Genomic DNA, 21,239 nt, shown 5'->3' with positions numbered 1-21,239 from the left:
ATGGTCATCGAGCCCACCGCGGCCCTGGACCGCGGGAGTGAGGACTCGGGGGTCGCGCAACGGGCCTATGAGGCCGCCTCCCTGTACTACCTCCAGGGCGAGACCATGGAGGTCATCGCCCATCACCTGGGAGTCTCGCGCTCCACGGTCTCGCGCCTGCTGGACCGCGCCCGGCGCACCGGGATCGTGCGCATCGAGGTCACCCCTCCGGGCGCGGGCAGCATGGAGGCCCGATTCGGCGCGATGTTCGGGGTGCGCGCCCAGATCGTGCCGGTGCGGGAGGGGTCCACGGAGATCCACCGACTCCGGCAGGTCGCCGGGGTGGCCGCGGCGCGGATGGTCGAGCTCATCGAGGCCCTGGAGCCGCAGGGCCAGGAGCGGGGCGACAGGGGCGACAGGGGTGATAAGGGCGGCCGCCTGGTCGGGGTGGCCTGGGGGACCACCATGTCCCAGGTCGCCGATGCCCTGTCCGCCCGCCCCATCCCCGAGCTGACCGTCGTCCAGCTCAACGGGGCCACCGATCCGGTCCTGGGGCCGGGCGCCGGCGAGGTGCTCTCGCGCATCGGCGAGTCGCTGGGGGCGCGGGTCGTCGCCTTCCCGGTTCCGGCCTTCTTCGATCATGTCGAGACCCGGGAGGCCATGTGGTCCGAGCGCTCCGTGCGACGGGTCCTGGAGCTGGTGAGCGGCGTGCGCCTGGCGGTCTTCGGCGTGGGCTCCCTGGAGGGCTCGCTGCCCTCCCAGGTCTACGAGGGCGGGCATCTCAGTAGCGCCGACCGGGCGATGCTGCGGCGCGAGGGCGTGGTGGGGGATGTGTGCACGGTGCTGCTGAGGGCCGATGGCTCGTGGCGGGACATCGCCCTCAACGCCCGGGCCACCGGCCCGACTCCCGCCCAGCTGGCGCGCATCCCGCGGCGCCTGTGCGTGGCGGGCCCCGCCAAGGCCAGTGCCCTGCTGGCGGCCCTGCGGGCGCGCGTGGTCACCGACCTGGTGGTCGACGACGCCACCGCCCGCGCGGTCCTCGACCTTGTCGGCCCCGGCGCCCGTCATGAGCGCCTGTAGGCCCCGGGGGCGCCCCCGGGGCGCCCCCGGGGGCGCCCCGAGCCGATGCCGCGATGCCGCGATGCTGACCCGCATGCTCCCTGAGCACCGCCCGGGGGTGGGAGGCGATGTTCGTCCCTGACGGCGTCGGCGTGGCAGGATGCGCGGGTGCCAACCGGAAGGACCGAGATGAGCCAGCCCGACGTCGCCACGGTGCTGCGCAGTGCGCGCCCGGCCGATGCCAGGGCGATCGCCGACCTCGTGCGCCCCTACTCCGACCAGCGGATCCTCATCGCCAAGGACCTCATCTCCTACTTCGAGGACATCCAGGAGTTCATCGTGGCCGAGGATGCGGCCACAGCCGGGCCGCGCTCCATGCACTCCATCGTGGGATGCGGGGCGCTGCACGTCATGTGGGACGACATCGCCGAGGTGCGCACCCTGGCGGTGCACCCCGATCACCTGGGCAGGGGAGTGGGCTCGGCGATCCTGGGCGAGCTGATCGGCCGGGCCCGGGCGCTGGGCCTGCAGCGACTGTTCTGCCTGACCTTCGAGGTGGACTTCTTCAGCCGCCACGGCTTCAAGCCCATCTCGGGGACCCCGGTGGGAACCGACGTGTTCTCCGAGATGGTCCGCTCCCATGACGACGGCGTGGCCGAGTTCCTCAACCTGGCCCGGGTCAAGCCCAACACCCTGGGCAACACCCGCATGCTGCTGCAGCTGTGAGGTCAGGCGCCCGGGCCCTCAGCCGGTCCGGGGCGCCCCGAGCAGCGCCAGGACCGCGGCGACGCGGCGGTGGACCTCGGCGTCGGCGTGAAGCCCGAGCTTGAGGAAGATGCGCTGGATGTGCTTCTCCACCGCCCCCTCGGTGACCACGAGCGCCTCGGCGATGCCGGCGTTGGTGCGGCCCTGGGCCATGTGCTCGAGGACCTCGCGCTCGCGCGGGGTCAGTGAGGCCACCGGGTCCTGCGCCCTGCCCATCATCTGGGCCACCACCTCCGGGTCCAGGACCATGCCGCCCGAGGCCACGCGCTCAACCGCCTCGAGGAAGGAGTCGAGATCGGTCACCCGATCCTTGAGCAGGTAGCCGATGAAGCCGGATCCGCTGGAGAGCAGCTCGGTGGCATAGGACAGCACGACGTACTGGCTCAGCAGCAGGATGGGGGCCTGGGGCCACTGGTCGCGGATGCGCATGGCGGCGCGCAGGCCCTCATCGCTATGGGAGGGAGGCATGCGGATGTCGCTGATGGTCAGGTCGGGGCGCAACTCCAGGCAGCGGGTCACCAGCTCCTCGCCGGTGCCCACCCCTGCGACCACCTCGTGGCCCTCGTCGGCCAGGATCATGGTCAGGCCCTCGCGCAGCAGCACGGAATCATCGGCGATCAGGACTCGCACGGGATCACCGCCTCAATGGTCGTGGGCCCCCCGACGGGGGAGTCGATGCTCAGCGTTCCCTCCACGCCCGCCAGGCGCTGGATGAGTCCGTCCAGGCCATGGCCCTTGGCCGCGCAGGCCCCGCCGGCGCCATTATCGGTGATCGCCACGCGCAGTGCGCCCTCCTGGGCGCTGACCGTCACGCCGGCCTGCGTGGCCCCGGAGTGCTTGTTGACATTGACCAGGGCCTCGGAGACCACGAAGTAGGCGGCCGAGGCCGCGTGCATGGGAGGGGGAGGCGAGGAGGGCAGACTGGCGCTGACCGTCACCGGCACGATCGAGCGCGCGCAGGCCTCCATGATGGCGGCCTCCAGGCCCCGGTCCACGAGCACGGGAGGGGCGATCCCCCGGGAGAGCCGGCGCAGCTCCAGAAGGGTCTCCTGGGTCTGGGCGATGGTCGCATCCAGGATCTCCTGGGTCTTGGCGGGGTCGGTGGCGGCGTGCCGCTTGGCGCGGGCCAGGTCCATGCCCAGGCGCACCAGGCCCTGCTGAGGGCCGTCATGCAGGTCGCGCTCCAGACGGCGCAGAGAGTCGGCCTCCGCCGAGCGGGCGGCGTGACGCGAGGCCCGCAGGCCCAGGATCTGCTCGCGGTCGCGCGCCTGGCGCGAGAGCAGCAGCTCGGCGTAGCCCATCTGCATGCGGGCCAGCCCCTGCAGGACGACGGGTGCGCTGAGGATGCAGAACGCCCCCAGTGCCATGGTGACGACCACATCGGCCAGATGCGGGTGGGATGGGGCCAGCAGCTCGCCCAGACCTCCGTATCCGATCACGGAGACTGTCCCGGAGTTGGGGGCTGCCTCCTGCGTCCGGTACTCGAGGTACTCCAGGAACGGCGCCACCATCGCGGACATGCCGGCCGAGACCCATATGACGGTCACGGACCAGGTCAGCAGGGACACGGGGAAGCCCGTGACAGCCCACAGCGCATCGCGCCAGGACTGCGGGTCGCGCAAGGGGGCCAGGATGCGCCTGAGCGCGGAGTCCTGCGGATCGGAGGGAAGATAGGCGACGCCCGGGGCCGGGCGGCCGGTGAGCGTCGCATTGACCCACCGCTGCGCCGCCGCCGCCAGCCGCGCCAGCATGATGCTGACGATGAGGACCACCAGCCCCACCCCGCCGAGCAGCGCGGTGGAGGCGCCCAGGGCGGTGAGAGTGACGACGGCGATGAACAGCCCCAGGTGGAGCGGCCAGGCGGCCAGCAGGTAGAGGGCGCTGACGGCGGTGCGCCGAGCCGTGCCCCTCAGGCGGGAGGCGCGGGAGCCAGTGGCGGTGGTCGTGGCAGTGCTCGTGGCGGTGGTCATGGCAGCATTGTGGTGGCCCCCGGGACGCGTCCCCCATCCTGCTGGCAGGCCGGTGCGATGTCCGGCCAGCCCGACATCCCCGCCCGGCCCCCGGGGCCCGGGGGAGGGGCTGGGCGGCGGCCAGCCAGGGGAGGGGCTGGGCGGCGTCCAGGGATGTCCCGGGCCGGGGCGGTGTCCCCGCCCTGGCTCGGCGCCCGATCCGGCGAGCCCGATCTGGCGCCGGCGGGATGTAGCCTGACGCGGCCCCGCCCTGAGACGACCCGCCAGGAGGATAACGCCATGACCCAGGCGCCGTCGGCCCAGTCGGTGATCGACTGGTACCGCGATCACGCCAGGCCCCTGCCCTGGCGCCGGCCCGGCACCACGCCCTGGGCCGTCCTGGTCAGCGAGGTCATGAGCCAGCAGACGCCGGTGGCTCGGGTGGAGCCGGCATGGCGCGAGTGGATGCGCCGCTGGCCCGGTCCCGGCGAGCTCGCCGCCGCTCCCACCGCCGAGGTGCTGCGGGCCTGGGGGCGCCTGGGCTATCCCCGGCGCGCCCTGCGCCTTCAGGAGTGCGCCGGCGTCGTCGTCGCCGAGCACGACGGCGAGCTGCCCTGCGACCGCGAGGCCCTCATGGCCCTGCCCGGGGTGGGGGAGTACACCGCCGGGGCGGTGATGGCCTTCGCCCATGGGCGCCGCGCCCTGGCGCTGGACACGAATGTGCGCCGGGTCCTGGCCCGGGCGGTCGGCGGCCAGGCCCTGCCCGCACCGAGCCTGAGCCGGGCCGAGCGCGAGCGCGCCGCGGCCCTCCTGCCCCCGGACGACGGCACGGCCGCCCGGTGGTCGGTGGCCGTCATGGAGCTGGGAGCCCTGGTGTGCACGGCTCGTCAGCCGCACTGCGCGGCCTGCCCCTGGCGCGAGCGCTGCGCCTGGCTGGCGGCCGGGCAGCCGCCCGATGCCCATGCGGGCAGGCGCCGCACCCAGGCCTGGGCGGGCACCGACCGCCAGGCCCGCGGCCTCATCATGGCGGTCCTGCGCAGCGCGCCGCTGGGGCGGGCCGTGGAGGCCGGGGCCCTCCTGGCCGCGGCCGGCGGGGCCAGTCAGGGGCGCGATCCCGATCAGCCCGATCGGGCCCTGGCCGGACTCCTGGCCGATGGCCTCATCGCCACCGACGACGGCCTGTCCTACCGGCTGCCCTGAGCCGCCGGCGAGGGCGCTCCCAAGGCTCCGGCCCGGGTTGTCTCACGATCCGGCTCGCATTGCCGTGCGGGAGGCTCCTCGACCGGTGCGCGCCGGCCGGCACTCACCGGCTCAGCCGGTCGGCGGTCTCATCCCCGGCGAGTGGCGGCTCCGGCCCATGCGCGTCGGCCCGCGCGCGCCGCCCGTGCACGTCGCCGATGGCTGGCGCACCGATCTCATCCTCCTGCTCGCGGGACACGAGGAGATCCTCTTGTGATAACGTTGCCATGCCGCTGCGCGATGGTCTCAATCGGAGAGGGTCATCGCCATCCCGGATCGGCCACGGTGGCCGCCGGGACCCGCGGCCCGCCGTCCCCGCATCTTGGGAGCCGAGACATGACCGACACCGCTAACACCGCTGACACCGCTAGCACTGCTGACACTGCCAGCACCGCCCGCGCCGACTTCGACCCCGCACGCCTGGCAGACCCGGAGTTCTTCGCCGAGAACCGCCTGCCCGCCCACTCCGATCACCTCTGGTACGCAGACGAGGCCGAGGCGGCCCTGGGCCGCTCCAGCTTCGAGGTCAGCCTGGACGGGGCGTGGAAGATCGCCGTCGCCAAGAACCCTTCCCAGGTCCCCACCGGCTTCCAGGCCGAGGACTTCGATGCCAGGGACTGGGACGACATCCGCGTCCCCGCCCACATCCAGCTCCACGGCTACGATCGTCCCCAGTACGCCAATGTGCAGTACCCCTGGGACGGCCATGAGGCCCTGGAGCCGGGGCAGGCGCCCCAGCGCCACAATCCGGTGGCCACCTATATCAAGGACGTCGCCCTGGCCCCCCTGCCCGAGGGTGAGCGGCTCATCCTGCGCCTGGAGGGCGCCGAGTCCAGTGTGGCCGTCTGGCTCAACGGCCACTACATCGGCTTCTCCACCGACTCCTTCACCCCCGCCGAGTTCGACCTGACCCCCGCCGTGCGCCCCGGCACCAACCGCCTGGCCCTGCGCGTGGACAAGTGGAGCGCCGCCTCCTGGCTCGAGGACCAGGACTTCTACCGCTTCTCCGGCCTGTTCCGCTCCGTGCTGCTGCGCCGGGTTCCCGCCGTCCACCTGGAGGACCTGCGGGTGACCACCGAGGTCAGCCCTGATCTGGCCACCGCCACCGTGCGTCTGGAGACCCGGCTGTGGGGCCAGGGCACCGTGCGCGCCGTGCTCGACGGCGTCGGCGAGCTGCGCCCCCAGGGCGAGGGCGCCCTGGTCGCCACCGTCCTGGCCCCCCGCCTGTGGAGCAGCGAGGACCCCCACCTCTACGACCTGCGCATCGAGGTGCGCGACGCCGCGGGCAGCCGCACCGAGTACGTGCCCCAGGCCGTGGGCCTGAGGCGCTTCGGCATCGAGGACGGAGTGCTGCGCATCAACGGGGAGCGGGTCGTCTTCAAGGGCGTCAACCGCCACGAGTTCGGCGAGCAGGGGCGCGTCATGGACCGCGAGCGCACCGAGGCCGACCTCATCGCCCTCAAGCGCGCCAATGTCAACGCCGTGCGCACCTCCCACTACCCCAACAACTCCTTCCTCTACGAGCTGTGCGACCGCTACGGCCTCTACGTCATCGACGAGGCCAACCTGGAGACCCATGGCAGCTGGGAGCCGATCCTGTGGGGCAGGGCCGAGCCTGCCGACGCCGTGCCCGGGGACCGGCCCCAGTGGCGAGCCGCCGTGCTGGACCGGGCCCGCTCCATGTGCGAGCGGGACAAGAACCACCCCTCGATCATCATGTGGTCCTGCGGCAACGAGTCCTACGGCGGCACCGTGATCCGGGACATGGCGGATCTGCTGCGCGAGCTGGACCCCACCCGCCCCGTCCACTACGAGGGCGTCTTCCACGACCGGCGCCAGCCCACGACCTCCGATGTGGAGAGCCAGATGTACACCCGGGCCGCCGACGTCGAGGCCTTCCTGGCCGACCACCGCGACAAGCCCTTCATCCTGTGCGAGTACGCCCATGCCATGGGCAACTCCTTCGGGGCGGTGGACCGCTACTTGGAGCTGGCCGAGCGCGACCCCCTGTTCCAGGGCGCCTTCATCTGGGACTTCGCCGACCAGGCGATCTCGATGCGGAGCCGGTCGGGGGCGCCCTTCTACGGCTATGGGGGCGACTGCGGGGAGGCCCCCCATGACGGGGACTTCTGCGGCAACGGCATCTTCTTCGCCGATCACTCGCCCTCGCCCAAGGTCCAGGAGGTCGCCCACCTCTATCAGGGCCTGAGCGCCCAGGTGGGCCGGGACACCTTCACGGTGACCAATCGGATGCTGTTCACCGGTTCGGGGGCCTTCGAGTGCGTGGTGACCCTGGCCCAGGAGGGTCGGGTCCTAGAGCGGGCGGTGGTGGACACCGACGTCGCCCCGGGGGAGTCCGTGAGCTATCCGCTGCCGGTGAGCATCCCCGGGCGCCCCGGGGAGTACGCGGTGACGGTCTCCTTCCATCTGCGCTGGGCCGAGTCCTGGGCGCCGGCGGGCCATGAGACGGCCTGGGATCAGGCGGTGGTCGAGGTGGCGGGCCCGCAGGCCGAGCCCTTCGCCGTCAGCGGGCCGGCGCTGGAGGCGCGCAGCGCCCCCGAACTCATCATGGGGGCGCACAACATCGGGGTGCGCGGCCAGCGCTTCGAGGCGATCTTCTCCCGGCTGAGCGGGGACCTGAGCTCCTACCGCTACGGGGTGAGCCGCCTGGGCGGTAATGAGCTGCTGCGCGCCGGGGTGCGCCCCTGCTTCTGGCATGCGCCCACGGCCAATGAGCGCGGATACGGCGGGCCCTTCGAGGAGGGGGCCTGGCAGCTGGCCAGCCGCTACTCCCGGCCGGTGAACGGGAGCCAGCCGCGGGTCGAGCAGGGCGAGGACTGGGTGGAGGTCGGCTTCGACTACGAGCTGGCGGGGCTGGCGGGCTCGACCTGCTCGATGTCCTACCGGGTCTTCGGTGATGGCAGGATCGAGGTCCACCAGGTCCTTGAGCCCGCGGGGCAGGTGCCCGACCTGCCCGAGTTCTCCACCCTGCTTCAGGTCCCCGGCTCCCTGGATCGCCTCACCTGGTACGGGGAGGGCCCCCAGGAGTGCTACGTGGACCGGCGCGGTGGCGCCCGGCTGGGCGTCTACTCCGGGCGGGTCGATGAGCAGCTGACCGCCTATCTCAACCCCCAGGAGGCGGGCAGCCGCACGGGGGTGCGCTGGGCCGAGGTTCGCGATGAGCGGGGGCTGGGCCTGCGCGTGGAGTGCGAGCCGGGCGCGCCCATGGAGTTCTCCGCCCTGCCCTGGACGCCCTGGGAGGTGGAGGCCGCGCCGCACGCCCATGAGCTGGGGGCCTCGGACCGCACGGTCCTGCGCCCGGCCCTCATGCGCCGCGGCGTGGGCGGGGATGACTCCTGGGGCTCGCGCACCCATCCCGAGCACTGCCTGCCCGCCGGGCGCCTCGAGCTGCGCTACACCCTGCGCGGCGTCCTCTAACCCCTCACTCCGCCAATTTGCGTGAGTTCGTACTTTTCCGGGCCCGGAAAAGTACGAACTCACGCAAATTGGCGGAGTGAGGCGGAGTCAGGGGAGTGAGGGGGACTCAGGGGTGGGATGAGACGGTGCGCGAGCACCAGGGGCGAGCCCGTAGAGTAGGGCCGATGCCCCGGATGCAGGACCCCGGGGACGACGTCGGCCGCCTGCCCACTCGGCGCAGGCCCCAGCGGCCGGCCCCGAGCCGGCGAGCAAGGAGAGACCATGACGAGCACCCCCAGCACCGTGCCCGCCGAGCAGCCCGGTCAGGGGCCTGATGACGCCGTCGGCTCCGCGGATGGCCCGGGCCTGCTGTCCGTTGACGGCACCAGCCTGGAGCTGCCCCGCACCCTCGCCACCGACGGCTCTGACGGCCTGGGGGTGAGCAAGCTCCTGGGGGCCACTGGTCTGGTCACCCTCGACCCGGGCTTCACCAACACCGCCTCGTGCACCTCCGAGATCACCTACATCGACGGCGCCGCCGGCATCCTGCGCTACCGCGGCTACCCCATCGAGGAGCTGGCCAAGTCCTCGACCTTCGCCGAGGTCGCCTACCTTCTCATCTACGGCGAGCTGCCCGACCAGGAGTCCTTCGAGCGCATGGAGCGGCGCATCTCCCGTCACCGCCTCCTGCACGAGGACTTCCGCTCCTTCTTCACCTCCTTCCCCTCCTCGGGGCACCCCATGGCCATCCTCCAGGCCGGGATCGCGGGCCTGGCCACCTACTACGAGGACACCCTCAACCCGCACGACCCCTACGAGCGCGAGCTGGCCACCATCCTGCTGCTGGCCAAGATGCCCACGATGATCAGCTACATCGCCCGGCGCGCCATCGGACTGCCCCTGCTCTACCCCGACCCCAAGAGCGGCTATGTCGAGGACTTCCTGCGCATGACCTTCGGCATGCCCTACCAGTCCTACGACATCGACCCGGCCGTCGTGCGCGCCCTGGACATGCTGCTCATCCTCCACGCCGACCACGAGCAGAACTGCTCGACCTCCACCGTGCGCCTCGTGGGCTCCTCGGACGCCAACATGTACGCCTCCGTGGCCGCGGGCGTGGGCGCCCTATCCGGGCCGCTGCACGGCGGGGCGAATGAGGCGGTGCTGCGCATGCTGGACATGATCCAGACCTCGGGGATGTCTACCGCGGAGTTCGTCCGCAAGGTCAAGGACAAGGAGGACGGGGTGCGCCTCATGGGCTTCGGCCACCGCGTCTACAAGAACTACGACCCGCGCGCCGCCATCGTCAAGGAGACCGCCCACGATGTCCTGAGTCGCCTGGGCGGCGGCGAGGGGGACCGCAAGCTGGACATCGCCATGGAGCTGGAGGAGGTTGCCCTGTCCGACGACTACTTCGTCTCACGCAAGCTCTACCCCAACGTGGACTTCTACACCGGGCTGATCTACCAGGCCATGGGCTTCCCCACCAAGATGTTCACCCCGCTGTTCGCCCTGGGGCGCCTGCCCGGATGGATCGCCCAGTACCGCGAGATGATCGCCGACCCCGCCAAGCGCATCGGCCGGCCTCGCCAGGTCTACAACGGCTCCACCGAGCGCCACTACGTGGCCATGCACCGCCGTCAGCACGACGACGAGTACTACCCGGCCACCCGCGTCGGCGTGCCCAGCCTGGACCAGGTCGCCCGGGTCTGACCGGCTGGGCCGATCCCGCCGCCCCACTCGCCGCCGTCGCCTTCGCTTGTCGCCGAGGTAGACACCGACGACGTCTACCTCGGCGTGGATGAAATGAGTTAGGTGAGGCTAAACTGCATGCATGGATGATGCGCATGACCTGCCCCTGCCCGAGGCCGACCGGCCCATCTCCAAGGCGCCGGGCCACTGGGTCCTGGCCCGCGCCGGCAAACGCGTCCTTCGCCCCGGAGGGGCCGCTCTGTCCGCAGACATGCTCCGGCATGCCGGGCTGCCCGGCTCCGACGTCGTCGAGCTGGCCCCCGGCCTGGGGCGCACCGCCGCTGAGATCATCAAGGCCGGCCCCGCCTCCTACACCGGCATCGACCGCGACCTCGATGCCGCCACGAGAGTGGCCGCCATCGTTGGCCGCCACGGTCGCGTGCGCCAGGGCGAGGCGGCCGAGACCGGCCTGCCCGATGCCAGCGCCGACGTCGTCATCGGCGAGGCCATGCTCACCATGCAGGGCGACAAGGGCAAGGCCGCCATCGTGGCCGAGGTCGCCCGCATCCTGCGCCCCGGCGGGCGCTATGCCATCCATGAGCTCGCCGTGACTCCCGACGACATCGCCGAGGACCGCTACACCGAGCTGCGCAGGGACCTGGCCCGTGCCATCCACGTCAACGCCCGCCCCATGACCGTCGCCTCCTGGAAGGGTCTGCTGGAGGAGGCGGGGCTCGAGGTCGAGTGGTCCGCCACCGCCCCCATGGCGCTGCTCAAGGCGAGTCGTAATATCCGCGACGAGGGCCTGGGCGGGGCCCTGCGCATCGTGCGCAACGTTGCCCGGGACAAGGAGCTGCGCTCGCGCGTGCTGAGCATGCGGCGCACCTTCCAGCGCTGGGAGGACAGCATGGCCGGCGTCGCGCTGGTGGCCCGCAAGCCCGGCTGAGGCGGGGCCAACCCCCTGCTTGCTCTCGCCGAAGTAGACGTTTCCCGCCGAGGTAGACACAGACGACGTCTACCTCGGCGGAAAATGTCTACCTCGGCGTGAGGATGTGTGAGTCATCTCGGCGCCAGGTCGTTGAGGAATGCCGTCGCCGCTGGAGTGGGGTTGAAATCGCTCCAGGCGAGGTATTCGGCACGGATGGGGCCCGCGGAGACCGGGATCGTTCGCAGGTCGTTGCTGCCGCTGGGGATCACGGCCGGGGAGAGCAGGGTGACGACGAGCCCCTGTCTCACCAGATCGAGGATGAGGTCGGTGCTCATGGCCTCGAACGCGACATCACGATGGACCCCAGCGGCATGGAACGCCAGGTCGGAGGGGATCCGGCCCGGAGTGCCCTCGGGGAAGTCCACGAAGGTCTCGTCAGCCAGTTCCGCCAGCCGCAACCTGCGGCGACCGGCAAGCGGATGGTCGGCGGCGACGATGGCGACGAGTCGCTCTCTGGCCAGCACGCGCGTGCTCACGCCCTTGGGAGGCGCGCCGTCGGGCAGGCCGAGAATGGCGGCATCCATATCGCCCGCGTTGATCGCGGCGATGAACTCGTGACTGCCCCCGCTTCGGAGCCTGATCCTCACGGCCGGGTGTGCGCGATGGAATCGTCCGAGAGCCGCGGGGATATCGATCGCGGTGACGGTGGGTATCACGCCGACGGTCAACGTGCCCCGGATCTGCCCGCTCGCCGCAGCGGCTTCGGCGATCGCGCGCTCGGCGGCATCGAGGCTCGCACGCGCCTGGGCGAGGAATGTTTCGCCGGCGGAGGTGAGTTCGACGCGCCTGCTGTTGCGAGCGAACAGCGCCACCCCGAGCTCGTGCTCGAGCGCCTTGATCTGGTGACTCAGTGAGGACTGCACGACGAAGCATCGTTGCGCAGCGCGGGTGAAGCTCTTCTCCTCGGCAATGGCGACGACGTAGCGCATCTGCTGCAGTTCCATACAGTCATGATTTCAGTTCATTCTTGACATGACAAGCATGTATTGGACACATAGATGTGGGCGACCGATGCTCGTTTCATGACCGCCACGCCGAACCCGCCCTCGCCTTCGTGCCCGCCGGCGATCACCGTCAGCCGTGCGGGCTGGACGGGACTGACCGCGATCGCGCCGATGGTGTGGGGCACGACGTACATCGTCACCACGCGCATGCTGCCCGAGGGCCATCCCCTCTTCGCAGCCATGATGCGGTCGCTCCCCGCAGGACTCATCGCGCTCATGATCGTCCGGCAACTGCCCAGAGGGTCGTGGTGGTGGAGGAGCCTCGTGCTCGGGACCTTGAACATGGGAGCGTTCTTCCCTCTGCTGTTCGTTGCCGCGCAACAACTTCCCGGAGGCGTCGCAGCGACCCTTGGAGCTGTTCAACCGATCATCGTCGCGTTCCTGTCCGTGGCCATCCTTCACGAGAGCCTGTCCGTGTGGAGAGTGTGCTGGGGCGCGCTGGGCATGATCGGCATCGCGCTCGTCGTCCTCGGCCCGAGCGCGGCCATGTCATCTGTCGGTGTTCTCGCAGGACTCGCGGCGGCCGCGTCGATGGGGACTGGTGTCGTGCTCACGAAGAAATGGGGCCGCCCCGAAGGGGTCCTCGCCATGAGCCTCGCGGGGTGGCAATTGACCGCCGCAGGCCTTGTTCTGCTGCTTCCCGCATTGCTCATCGACGGCGTTCCGCCTGGACTCGATGGCATGGCTGTGACCGGCTACGCCTGGCTGGGCCTGATCGGAGCGTTGCTGTCCTACACGATCTGGCTGTCCGGCATCCGTCGCCTACCTGTGACGGCCACTGCGCTGCTGGGCCTGCTCTCCCCGCTGGTGGCCGCGGCCCTCGGGGCGGCCATGGCCGGTGAAGCCCTCACCCCGATCCAACTGCTCGGCTTCGCCCTCGCACTGACCGCGATGGTCGCCGGTCAGCTCCCATCCCCGAAACAGAAAGGACAAGCATCATCGTGAAGATCGCCGTATTCGGCGCCACCGGTATGGCCGGCAGCGCCATCGTCTCCGAAGCCATGGCCCGAGGGCATCAGGCCCTCGCGGCCTCCCGGCGCCCTTCCGCGGCTGCCTCTGACGATGAGCGCCTCATGGTGCGGGCCGTCGACGTCGCAGATGCCGACGCGGTAGGCGCGGTGCTGGCCCAGGTCGACGCCGCCGTTCTGACCATCCGACTCGCTCCAGGTGAGGAGCGCCGACTCGCACCGTTGACACGCGGCTTCCTCGACACTGCGGCCCGTCATCGCACACGGGTGCTCGTCGTCGGTGGCAGTGCGCCATTGCGCTCCCCGCGCCACCCAGACCGGCTGCTGATCGACGACTCCACCTACGTTCCCGAGGCCTGGAAGACGATCGCGCAGGCCAGCCTCGATCAGTACCACGTCTGTCAGCAGCACCCTTATACCGGATGGGTGTACCTCAGCCCGCCGGCGGTGTTCGAGCCGGGCGGGCGCAGCGGCGCCTATGTGCGCGGCGCGACGACGCTGGTCACCGATGCGAATGGCGTCTCGCGCATCACCGCGCCCGACCTCGCCGTCGCCGTCCTGGACGAACTCGAGAATCCCGGCAGCGAACAGCACTTCACGGTCGCGCAGGCCTGCGGGTCCTGATGTCCCCACCTGGAACGCGCCTGCACCGGAGCGACTGCGTTGGACTGGTCAGTCCTCACGGGCCGGGCCGCGCCAGGCGGCTCGCAGGATCTCGCGGTTCGCGGCCGCGATCGCCTCCAGGGGGATGCCCGCCGGGCAGGTGGGCACGCACTCCCCGTAGACCGAGCAGGGCCCGAAGCCCTCATCCAGCGCCTGGGACATGCCCCGGGCCCGGCGCGAGCGCTCATGGGCGCCCTGGGGCATGAGCGACAGGTGCGCCAACCGCGCCCCGGCGAACAGCATGGCCGCCCCATTGGGGCAGGCCGCCACGCAGGCCCCGCACCCGATGCACACCGCGAAGTCCAGGGCCGCCTCCGCCTGGCCCCGCGGCTGGGAGACGGCATCGGCATCCGGCGCCGTCCCCGCCATGACATCCACCGTCCCCCCGGCCCGCACCAGCTCATCAAGCGCGCTGCGATCCACCGCCAGGTCCCGGATCACCGGGAAGGCACCGGCCCGCAGGGGCTCCAGGCGCAGCACCTGGGCCCCGGGGAAGGACCGCAGGTGCTGGCGGCAGGCCGGGGTGTTGTCCACCGGGCCGTGGGGGCGGCCATTGACCAGGAAGCCACAGGCCCCGCACACGCCCTCGCGGCAATCGGACTCGAAGACCACCGGCTCCCCGCCGGCCTCGACGATCTGGTCGTTGAGGCGGTCCAGCAACTCCAGCAGGCTCATCTGCTCGGTGGCGTCCTCCACCACATGACGCTCGAAGCGCCCTGGCGCATTAGGCCCATCCTGCCGCCAGACCTCCAGGGTGATCCTCATCGGTAGTCCCTCTCCTGAAGCGCCACAAGGCTGAAGCCCAGGGGCACGCTGCGGCGGATACGCGTGCCATCATCCAGGGTGTGCCAGGCCGAGACCGTGCGCCAGGCGACGTCGTCGCGCCGGGCCTCGCCCCCGGCGGAGAACTCCTCGCGGAAATGAGCGCCGGCCGACTCGCGCCGATCCAGGGCGTCGAGCACCATGAGCTCGGCCAGCTCCAGGAAGTCCGCCACGCGCCCGGCCCGCTCCAACTCCTGATTGAGCCGGTGCTCCCCGCCGACCACGCGCACATCCGCCCAGAACTCCGCGCGCAGCGCCCGCACCTGCTCCAGCGCCCGGCGCAGGCCCTCCTCAGTGCGGCTGACCCCCACGCCCGCGTAGAGGATCTCGCCCAGGCGCCGGTGGAACCACACCGGGCGCCGCGTCCCGCCCACCGCCAGGAGCCGATCCACCCGGGCCCGCGCGCGCTCCACCGCCAGGCCCGCCTCCGGACCCGACTCCTCCAGGCAGGAGCTGCCCACCAGGGGCGCCAGGTAGTCGGGCACGGCCAGGGGCAGGGTGAACCACCCGTCCACGCAGGCGCTCAGCAGCGAGTTGGCGCCCAGGCGGTTGGCGCCGTGATAGTTGTTCGACGCCTCCCCGCCCACGAACAGGCCCGGGATCGTGGTCATCTGGTTGAAGTCCACCCACAGGCCGCCCATGGTGAAATGCGCGCCCGGGGCGATGCGCATGGGCACCTCATAGGGGTCCTCCCCGGTGGCATCCCGGTACATGGAGAACAGGTTGCCGTAGCGGGCCGCGATGGTCGGCCGCCCCAGGCGCTCCAGGGAGTCGCGGAAGTCCAGGTAGACCGAGTTGCGCAGCGGGCCCACGCCATGGCCGGCCTCGATGCGCTCGCGGGCGTTGCGCGAGGCCACGTCCCGCGGGGTGAGGTTGCCGAATGCCGGGTAGCGCCGCTCCAGGTAGTAGTCGCGCTCGGTCTCGGGGATGTCCCCGGGGGCGCGCTCGTCCCCGGGCCTGGCGGGCACCCAGATGCGCCCGTCATTGCGCAGGGACTCGCTCATGAGCGTGGTCTTGGACTGCCAGTGCGAGGAGACCGGCAGCGCGGTGGGGTGGAACTGGACGTAGCTGGGGGAGGCGAAGGCCGCCCCGGCGAGGTGGGCGCGCCAGGTGGCCGTCGCATTGGAGGCCATGGCCAGGGTCGAGTAGTGGTAGACCGAGCCGTAGCCGCCGGTGGCCAGGACGACGGCGTGGCCCGTCCAGGCGCGGATCCGCCCGGAGAGCAGGTCGCGGGTGACGATGCCCTGGGCGCGGCCGTCGGCGACGATGAGGTCGAGCATCTCGGTGCGCGTGTGCAGGCGGACGCTGCCGGCGGCCACCTGCTCCTGGAGGGCGGCGGCGCAGGCCACCTCCAGCTGCTGGCCGGTCTCCCCGCGCGTGTAATAGGTCCGTGAGACCTGGACGCCGCCGAAGGATCGCGTGGCCAGCTGTCCGCCGTACTCGCGGGCGAAGGGCGCCCCGATGGCCTGCATGTGGTCGATGACCCGGCCCGACTCCGCGGCCAGGCGCACCACGTCCGCCTCACGGGCCCGGAAGTCCCCGCCCTTGATGGTGTCGGTGATGAAGCGCCGCAGGGTGTCGCCGTCGACCTTGCGGGCCCGGGCCGCGTTGATGCCTCCCTGGGCGGCCACCGAGTGGGCGCGGCGGGCGGCGTCGTGCAGGGTGAAGCACTCCACCCGGTAACCCAGGCGCCCCAGGGTGGCGGCCGCCCCGGAGCCGGCCAGTCCCGTGCCCACGACGATGACGGTGAGCCGACGGCGATTGGCGGGGCTGACCAGCCGGTAGGAGTCCTTGCGGGCCGACCACGCCGCCAGCGGGTCGCCGCGCACGCCGGCATCCAGGTCCGGGCCCACGCCGTAGGAGGGGTCGACGGCGTCGGGTCGCACCGTTGGGGTGAGCGGGTCGACGGCGCCCGCGGCGCCGGCCCCGGAGCGTGGGCGGCTCATGCGATCACCCCCGCCAGGATCAGCAGGGGCAGGGCCCCGTTGCCCAGGGCGATGGCCAGTGCCACGGCCAGTGCCAGGGCCAGCCAGATGCGGCGCAGGCGCGGCGCCGTCCCGCCCAGGTCATGCAGGGCGCTCCACAGGCCCTGGGCCAGGTGGGCGCCCACCACCGCCATGACCGAGGTGTAGAACAGGGCCATCCAGGGGCGCGACAGGCTCGCCACCACGTTGGCGTAGGCGTGGGCCTGCGCCTGAGCGCCGTGCCCGGTGGGGTGGAGGAAGCCCTCGGGCGCCACGAGGGCGCCGATGGTCAGGTCCAGCAGGTGCACCACGATGAAGGCACCGATGATCGCCCCGGAGAGCACCATGGTGCGGGCGGCGAAGGACAGGGGGCGCAGTCCACGGCGCCTGTGGGCCCCGCGGGCGCGCCGCGCCCGGCGCCACAGGGCCAGCCCGGCCGCGGTGTGGGCCAGCAGGCAGGCGGACAGGATGGCCCGCAGCGCCCACAGCAGGCCCTCGTGGGGCAGAATCGGGTAGCCGAAGTCGCGCAGCATTGCGGCGTAGGCGTTGTAGGCCTCCTCGCCCTGGAAGATCTTGAGGTTGCCGATCATGTGGACCAGGACGAACAGCCCCATGACGGTACCCGAGACGGCCATGATGGTCTTCAGCGCGACGTGGGGGAGGCGGGGCAGCGCGCGCGACGGCGCATCCCCTCCCCGGTTGGGGCGGCGCGCGGGGAGACTGTCCCCCATGGGAAGTGCCTGTGAGTGTCCGCTGGTCCTGCTCATGAGCCGCTCCGTTACTGCCGCGGATCACGAGTGTAGCAGGCGTCACACTCGCGAGGGGAGTGCGCGAGGGGAATGGACGAAAGGAACGGCTGGGCCCAGAGCGCCTAAGGCGGCAGGTGCGAGGCGGGCTGGGCGGGTCACTGGGCGGGTCAGGGCCCGCTGCGCGCCGGGCGGGCCGGCCGGCAGGCGCCGTCAGCCCGGGAAGTCGGCCCGGGAAGTCAGCCCAGCTCGATGCTCTTGCCGCCCCTGGCCAGGGCCTCCACGGCCCCGGACTGGGAGTTGCGGCGGAAGAGCACATTGGAGACCCCCGCCAGCTCGCGGGCCGAGACCACGCGCGGCTCCTTGAACAGCCCGTGGGCGCCGGGCACCACGCCGCCCTGGGGCATGAGGGAGACCTTGGTGCCCGCCGTCAGGTACAGGCCGGCCTCGACCACGCAGTCGTCGCCCAGGGGGATGCCCAGGCCCGAGTTGGCGCCCAGCAGGCAGCGCTCGCCCAGGGCCACGCGCTGGCGCCCGCCGCCGGAGAGCATGCCCATGGTCGAGGCGCCGCCGCCCACGTCCGAGCCGTCCCCGATGATCACGCCCTGGGAGATGCGCCCCTCCACCATGGAGCGGCCCAGCGTGCCCGAGTTGTAGTTGACGAAGCCGGCGTGCATGACCGTGGTGCCCTCCGCCAGGTAGGCGCCCAGGCGCACATTGGCGGCGTTGCCGATGCGCACGCCCGAGGGCAGCACGTAGTCGGTCATCCGCGGGAACTTGTCCACCGAGTTCACCTGCACCGGGCGGCCCAGGGCGGCGCGCAGGCGGGTGCGAGTGGTCTCGAAGTCCTCCGCCGGGCAGGGGCCCGCCGAGGTCCACACCACATTGGGCAGGCGGGAGAAGATCCCGTCCAGGTTCACCGTGTTGGGCTTGGCCAGGCGGTGGGACAGGACGTGGAGGCGCAGGTAGGCGCCGGAGACCGTCTGGGGGGCGTCGTCGAGGTCGGCCCAGGTGCGCACCACGGTGGTGCGCACGCCGCGGGCCTCGTCGCGGCGCTCCATGGCGGTCAGGGTGGCCAGGAGCTCGGCATGGCCGTCCTCGGGCTCATCCCCCAGGATCGGGTTCGGGTACCACACGTCGAGGGTGTTGCCGTCGTCGGTCACGGTCGCCAGACCAAGACCCCATGCACTGCGAGTCGTCATGGCCGCAACCATACGGGACCCGCGGGGCGGGCGCCCGATCCGACCGCCATCCGGGCCGATCGGGCGCCCGCCGCCGGCTGGGTCCGACTGGGGCTGGTTGTGTGGGCTGGCCGCGGCCGGTTGAGGCCGGCTTGGGGCCGGTTGTGGGGGCTGGCCGCGGCCGGTTGAGGGCGGCTTGGGGCCGGTTGTGGGGGCTGGCCGCGGCCGGTTGAGGCCGGCTCGGGGCCGGCGGATGCAAGCCGACGACGAGGGTCTGCGTACCGGACGAGGGTCTGCGTCATCCGACTGGGGTTAGCACAGGGGTGATTGACGCAAAGTCACGTTCACTATGTTATGTCTCAGGACATCGGTGACAGTTCTGCCTCAGGACATCGGTGACGGTTTGAGGGGGTCTGGTGGTGACACTTCGATGGGCTGGTGAGCAAACCTGTTGATCCTCGTATCCGCCTGGCGATCGCCAACTGGCCCGCCGACGCCCCGCGTGGGGCGGTGGCCTCGTTGGGCGCCGAGCATGCCATCTCCCGCAATACCTTCTACAAGCTGCGCCGCCGGGCCGAGCAGATGGGCCAGGCCGCTGTCCTGGAGCCCCTGTCGCGCAGGCCCCAGACGAGCCCGACCGCCCTGGGCCAGGAGGTCAAGGATCAGGCCGTGTCGGTGCGCGCGGCACTGGCGGCCTCGGGCCTGGACCATGGCCCGGTCAGCGTTCATGACAAGATGAGGCAGATGGGCCTGGACAACCGCGTCCCCGGCAGCGCTGGCCCGCCTGTTCCGGGCTCGGGGCCTGGCCCGGGCCGAGCCGTCCAAAAGGCCCCGAGCGGCCTGGAGGCGGCTCTACCCCGCGCCCAACGCCTGCTGGCAGATCGGGCGCCACCACCTACGTGCCAGGCGGCGGCCGCAAGTGCGTGGATCCGCCCGGCTCATCGATGACCACTCCCGCCTGGCCCTGGCCTGGCTGGCGGCCCGGGGCGAGACCAGCACCGCGGCGATCACCGTCCTGTCACGGCCGTGGCGCGCCACGGGGTGCCCCAAAGACTGCTGACCGACAACGGCAGCGCTTTGAACCCCACCAGGCGGGGCAGGCAGGGCGCGCTCGTGGAGCACGTGCGGGCCCTGGGGGTCGAGCCCATCACCGGCAAGCCCTACAAGCCCACCACCCAGGGCAAGACCGAGCGCTTCGGCCACACCTTGCTGCGCTACCTCGATGCCCAGCCCCTGGCCAAGGACCTGGACGAGCTGCAAGCCCAGATCGACGCCTTCGACCAGATCTACAACACCCAGCGCCCCCACCAGGGCCTGCCCGGACACATCACCCCGGCCCAGGCCCGACCACGCCACCCCCATCGCCGAGCCCCCACGCCCCCACACAGCCAACGACGAGCCCATCATCCCCGGCGGGGCGCCCACCAGCCACAAGCCACGGACCCGCTCCAGGACCCCGCAGCGCGGTCAGCGACGAAGCCGGATCCAGGCCAACGGCACCGTCAGCCTGGGGGCCATCGTCTTCCTGGCCTCCAAGGCGCACGCCCGATGCGATGTCGAGATCACCTGGGACCCCGCGACCATCGTCTTTGCCACCCCCGACGGCCAGATCCTGGCCCAGCACACCTGGCCCGCCCCTGGCGTGACCTACGTCTCCACCCACGCCCCTGACCCCACCAACTCCCGAGGCGGACGAGGCCGCAAGAAGACACAACCGTCACCGATGTCCTGACACACCAACTGTCACCGATGTCCTGAGACAGAACTGTCACCGATGTCCTGAGACATCACAAAGTCACGTTCACTACGCAAAGTCACGTTCACTACGCAAAGTCACGTTCACTACGCAAAGTCACGTCCTCGACGCAAACGCACGTCCGCGGCGCCCCGGCGCACTCCGGCGCCCCGGCGCCCCGGCGCCCCGGCGCCCCGGCGCCCCGGCGCCCCGGCGCCCCGGCGCACTCCGGCGCCCCTGTGCGCCCACGGCCGCCCCGGCGCGGCCGCGGGCCGGGCCTCAGCCCGTCCTGCGTGCGCGATGCCTCAGTGCCAGGGCGCCGCCTGCGACAGCCAGGATCGCCAGAACCAGCGGGCGCAGGCCGCCTGCGCCGGTCCGTGCGATGCCGGTCGAGGTTCCGCTAGAAGAATCCGAGCGATATGCGAACGGTATTGTAGTGTTGATCGGAAGGGGAATCGGCGGGGGAAATGCTGATGGTAAGTGACATGTCGGTGTCGGTGGACGGTGAGCTGCGACGCCCGATCCAAATTGAGGGGACAGCGGAGTCGCTATCTTCTGCCCATTCCCATCCTTGTTTTTTGGCGTGGGTGATCAGTCGGCTTTGGAGGTCGTGGGGGGTGGAGTTGTCGTCGCGGAACCAGCGGTTCAGGCGCATGCGCGGGGCCTGCACGGCGAACCACCCTGCTGGGGTGGAGTCTTGGACCTCGATGGCGCGCAGGCCCAGGAGGGTCGTGTTGGACATGGGGTCGGCTCTGAGGGCGCGCAGGTCGATGGCGTCCCGGGTGAAGTAGCCGCCCGGCCTGTAGGCCCACAGCAGGCCGCCTCCGATGGCGATGGCGCTGCCGCCAGCCAGCCAGGCCAGCAGATGGCGCCGCGGCGGCTGGGTGACGTTCGCGGAGGGGGCGGGCTCAGGCGCTTCAGTCGCACCCTCAGCCTCATCGCTTGGCGCAGACATGCAAGAAGCCTAGAAATTCGACCCCCGTGTGTCAAGAGACACATAACTATGAGTCGTCGGAGCCATTGCCCGTGCCAGGCGACGCCCGCCTCCGGACGTGCGAGAATCACGGG

The 21,239-nt window shown here is 71.5% G+C and carries 17 protein-coding genes and 1 pseudogene; 9 read left to right on the top strand and 9 right to left on the bottom strand.

The features are described from left to right. Entirely contained in the window at positions 1-1,059 is a 1,059-nt protein-coding gene (locus tag EL266_RS13265) for a sugar-binding transcriptional regulator (RefSeq protein ID WP_051281162.1), read from the top strand. Positions 1,060-1,227: 168 nt separating this feature from the next. Next, positions 1,228-1,764 carry an amino-acid N-acetyltransferase gene (locus EL266_RS13260; RefSeq protein ID WP_084500737.1) on the top strand — a complete coding sequence of 179 codons (537 nt, stop codon included), beginning with the start codon at positions 1,228-1,230 and terminating at the stop codon, positions 1,762-1,764. 18 nt (positions 1,765-1,782) lie between these two features. Here EL266_RS13260 and EL266_RS13255 read toward each other — a convergent pair whose 3' ends face one another. Next, positions 1,783-2,433 carry a response regulator gene (locus EL266_RS13255; protein ID WP_026426995.1) on the bottom strand — a complete coding sequence of 217 codons (651 nt, stop codon included), beginning with the start codon at positions 2,431-2,433 and terminating at the stop codon, positions 1,783-1,785. Further along, positions 2,421-3,773 (bottom strand): sensor histidine kinase, encoded by a 1,353-nt coding sequence (locus EL266_RS13250; RefSeq protein ID WP_084500736.1) that lies wholly within the window; start codon positions 3,771-3,773, stop codon positions 2,421-2,423. The genes EL266_RS13255 and EL266_RS13250 overlap by 13 nt, the downstream gene beginning before the upstream one ends. Before the next feature lie 279 nt (positions 3,774-4,052). Between EL266_RS13250 and EL266_RS13245 the strand changes: the two genes are divergently transcribed. Then, positions 4,053-4,952 (top strand): HhH-GPD family protein, encoded by a 900-nt coding sequence (locus EL266_RS13245; protein WP_026426993.1) that lies wholly within the window; start codon positions 4,053-4,055, stop codon positions 4,950-4,952. A gap of 103 nt (positions 4,953-5,055) precedes the next feature. Here EL266_RS13245 and EL266_RS13935 read toward each other — a convergent pair whose 3' ends face one another. After that, the gene (locus EL266_RS13935; protein WP_269471442.1) at positions 5,056-5,190 is read right to left on the bottom strand and encodes a hypothetical protein; all 135 of its coding nucleotides are present in this window, start codon (positions 5,188-5,190) and stop codon (positions 5,056-5,058) included. Between the two features lie 137 nt (positions 5,191-5,327). Here EL266_RS13935 and EL266_RS13240 point away from each other — a divergent pair, with 137 nt between their 5' ends. The 3 genes from EL266_RS13240 to EL266_RS13230 all read left to right on the top strand — a co-directional run bounded on the left by EL266_RS13240 (position 5,328) and on the right by EL266_RS13230 (position 11,046). Then, positions 5,328-8,429, top strand: coding sequence for a glycoside hydrolase family 2 TIM barrel-domain containing protein (locus tag EL266_RS13240; RefSeq protein WP_084500732.1), 3,102 nt, complete (start codon positions 5,328-5,330; stop codon positions 8,427-8,429). A gap of 261 nt (positions 8,430-8,690) precedes the next feature. Then, on the top strand, positions 8,691-10,121 hold the full coding sequence (locus tag EL266_RS13235) for a citrate synthase (RefSeq protein ID WP_084500729.1): 1,431 nt from the start codon (positions 8,691-8,693) through the stop codon (positions 10,119-10,121). Between the two features lie 121 nt (positions 10,122-10,242). Then, on the top strand, positions 10,243-11,046 hold the full coding sequence (locus EL266_RS13230; RefSeq protein ID WP_026426991.1) for a class I SAM-dependent methyltransferase: 804 nt from the start codon (positions 10,243-10,245) through the stop codon (positions 11,044-11,046). A 113-nt stretch (positions 11,047-11,159) separates the two neighbouring features. On the opposite strand, the gene EL266_RS13225 is transcribed toward EL266_RS13230, so the two are convergent. Beyond that, positions 11,160-12,032, bottom strand: coding sequence for a LysR family transcriptional regulator (locus EL266_RS13225; RefSeq protein ID WP_026426990.1), 873 nt, complete (start codon positions 12,030-12,032; stop codon positions 11,160-11,162). A gap of 78 nt (positions 12,033-12,110) precedes the next feature. On the opposite strand from EL266_RS13225, the gene EL266_RS13220 reads away from it, so the two are divergent. Next, a complete protein-coding gene (locus EL266_RS13220) occupies positions 12,111-13,037 on the top strand; it encodes an EamA family transporter (RefSeq protein WP_034514896.1) in 927 nt (308 codons plus the stop codon). Beyond that, positions 13,034-13,684, top strand: coding sequence for an NAD(P)-dependent oxidoreductase (locus EL266_RS13215; protein WP_026426989.1), 651 nt, complete (start codon positions 13,034-13,036; stop codon positions 13,682-13,684). Before EL266_RS13220 ends, EL266_RS13215 begins: the two co-directional genes overlap by 4 nt. 48 nt (positions 13,685-13,732) lie before the next feature. On the opposite strand, the gene EL266_RS13210 is transcribed toward EL266_RS13215, so the two are convergent. The 4 genes from EL266_RS13210 to dapD all read right to left on the bottom strand — a co-directional run bounded on the left by EL266_RS13210 (position 13,733) and on the right by dapD (position 18,457). Further along, on the bottom strand, positions 13,733-14,488 hold the full coding sequence (locus EL266_RS13210; RefSeq protein WP_026426988.1) for a succinate dehydrogenase/fumarate reductase iron-sulfur subunit: 756 nt from the start codon (positions 14,486-14,488) through the stop codon (positions 13,733-13,735). Then, a complete protein-coding gene (locus EL266_RS13205; protein ID WP_084500727.1) occupies positions 14,485-16,491 on the bottom strand; it encodes a fumarate reductase/succinate dehydrogenase flavoprotein subunit in 2,007 nt (668 codons plus the stop codon). Before EL266_RS13205 ends, EL266_RS13210 begins: the two co-directional genes overlap by 4 nt. Continuing rightward, a complete protein-coding gene (locus tag EL266_RS13200) occupies positions 16,488-17,276 on the bottom strand; it encodes a succinate dehydrogenase cytochrome b subunit (RefSeq protein ID WP_084500724.1) in 789 nt (262 codons plus the stop codon). The genes EL266_RS13205 and EL266_RS13200 overlap by 4 nt, the downstream gene beginning before the upstream one ends. Positions 17,277-17,494: 218 nt before the next feature. Continuing rightward, a complete protein-coding gene (gene dapD / locus EL266_RS13195; RefSeq protein ID WP_026426985.1) occupies positions 17,495-18,457 on the bottom strand; it encodes a 2,3,4,5-tetrahydropyridine-2,6-dicarboxylate N-succinyltransferase in 963 nt (320 codons plus the stop codon). A gap of 414 nt (positions 18,458-18,871) precedes the next feature. Here dapD and EL266_RS13190 point away from each other — a divergent pair. Further along, a pseudogene (locus tag EL266_RS13190) lies at positions 18,872-20,168 on the top strand (integrase core domain-containing protein). Between the two features lie 403 nt (positions 20,169-20,571). Here EL266_RS13190 and EL266_RS13185 read toward each other — a convergent pair. Continuing rightward, the gene (locus tag EL266_RS13185) at positions 20,572-21,126 is read right to left on the bottom strand and encodes a hypothetical protein (protein ID WP_051280987.1); all 555 of its coding nucleotides are present in this window, start codon (positions 21,124-21,126) and stop codon (positions 20,572-20,574) included. Positions 21,127-21,239: the final 113 nt, after the last annotated feature.

The sequence above is a fragment of the Actinomyces slackii genome (assembly GCF_900637295.1).
GTDB lineage: Bacteria > Actinomycetota > Actinomycetes > Actinomycetales > Actinomycetaceae > Actinomyces > Actinomyces slackii.
This window is presented reverse-complemented; position numbering and strand designations above follow the sequence as displayed.

Coding starts and splice junctions, on each gene's coding strand:
- EL266_RS13245 (WP_026426993.1), top strand. CDS start 4,053: ATGACCCAGGCGCCGTCGGCCCAGTCGGTGATCGACTGGTACCGCGAT.
- dapD (WP_026426985.1), bottom strand. CDS start 18,457: ATGACGACTCGCAGTGCATGGGGTCTTGGTCTGGCGACCGTGACCGAC.
- EL266_RS13240 (WP_084500732.1), top strand. CDS start 5,328: ATGACCGACACCGCTAACACCGCTGACACCGCTAGCACTGCTGACACT.
- EL266_RS13225 (WP_026426990.1), bottom strand. CDS start 12,032: ATGGAACTGCAGCAGATGCGCTACGTCGTCGCCATTGCCGAGGAGAAG.
- EL266_RS13260 (WP_084500737.1), top strand. CDS start 1,228: ATGAGCCAGCCCGACGTCGCCACGGTGCTGCGCAGTGCGCGCCCGGCC.
- EL266_RS13265 (WP_051281162.1), top strand. CDS start 1: ATGGTCATCGAGCCCACCGCGGCCCTGGACCGCGGGAGTGAGGACTCG.
- EL266_RS13200 (WP_084500724.1), bottom strand. CDS start 17,276: ATGAGCAGGACCAGCGGACACTCACAGGCACTTCCCATGGGGGACAGT.
- EL266_RS13250 (WP_084500736.1), bottom strand. CDS start 3,773: ATGACCACCGCCACGAGCACTGCCACGACCACCGCCACTGGCTCCCGC.
- EL266_RS13185 (WP_051280987.1), bottom strand. CDS start 21,126: ATGTCTGCGCCAAGCGATGAGGCTGAGGGTGCGACTGAAGCGCCTGAG.
- EL266_RS13235 (WP_084500729.1), top strand. CDS start 8,691: ATGACGAGCACCCCCAGCACCGTGCCCGCCGAGCAGCCCGGTCAGGGG.
- EL266_RS13230 (WP_026426991.1), top strand. CDS start 10,243: ATGGATGATGCGCATGACCTGCCCCTGCCCGAGGCCGACCGGCCCATC.
- EL266_RS13205 (WP_084500727.1), bottom strand. CDS start 16,491: ATGAGCCGCCCACGCTCCGGGGCCGGCGCCGCGGGCGCCGTCGACCCG.
- EL266_RS13220 (WP_034514896.1), top strand. CDS start 12,111: ATGACCGCCACGCCGAACCCGCCCTCGCCTTCGTGCCCGCCGGCGATC.
- EL266_RS13210 (WP_026426988.1), bottom strand. CDS start 14,488: ATGAGGATCACCCTGGAGGTCTGGCGGCAGGATGGGCCTAATGCGCCA.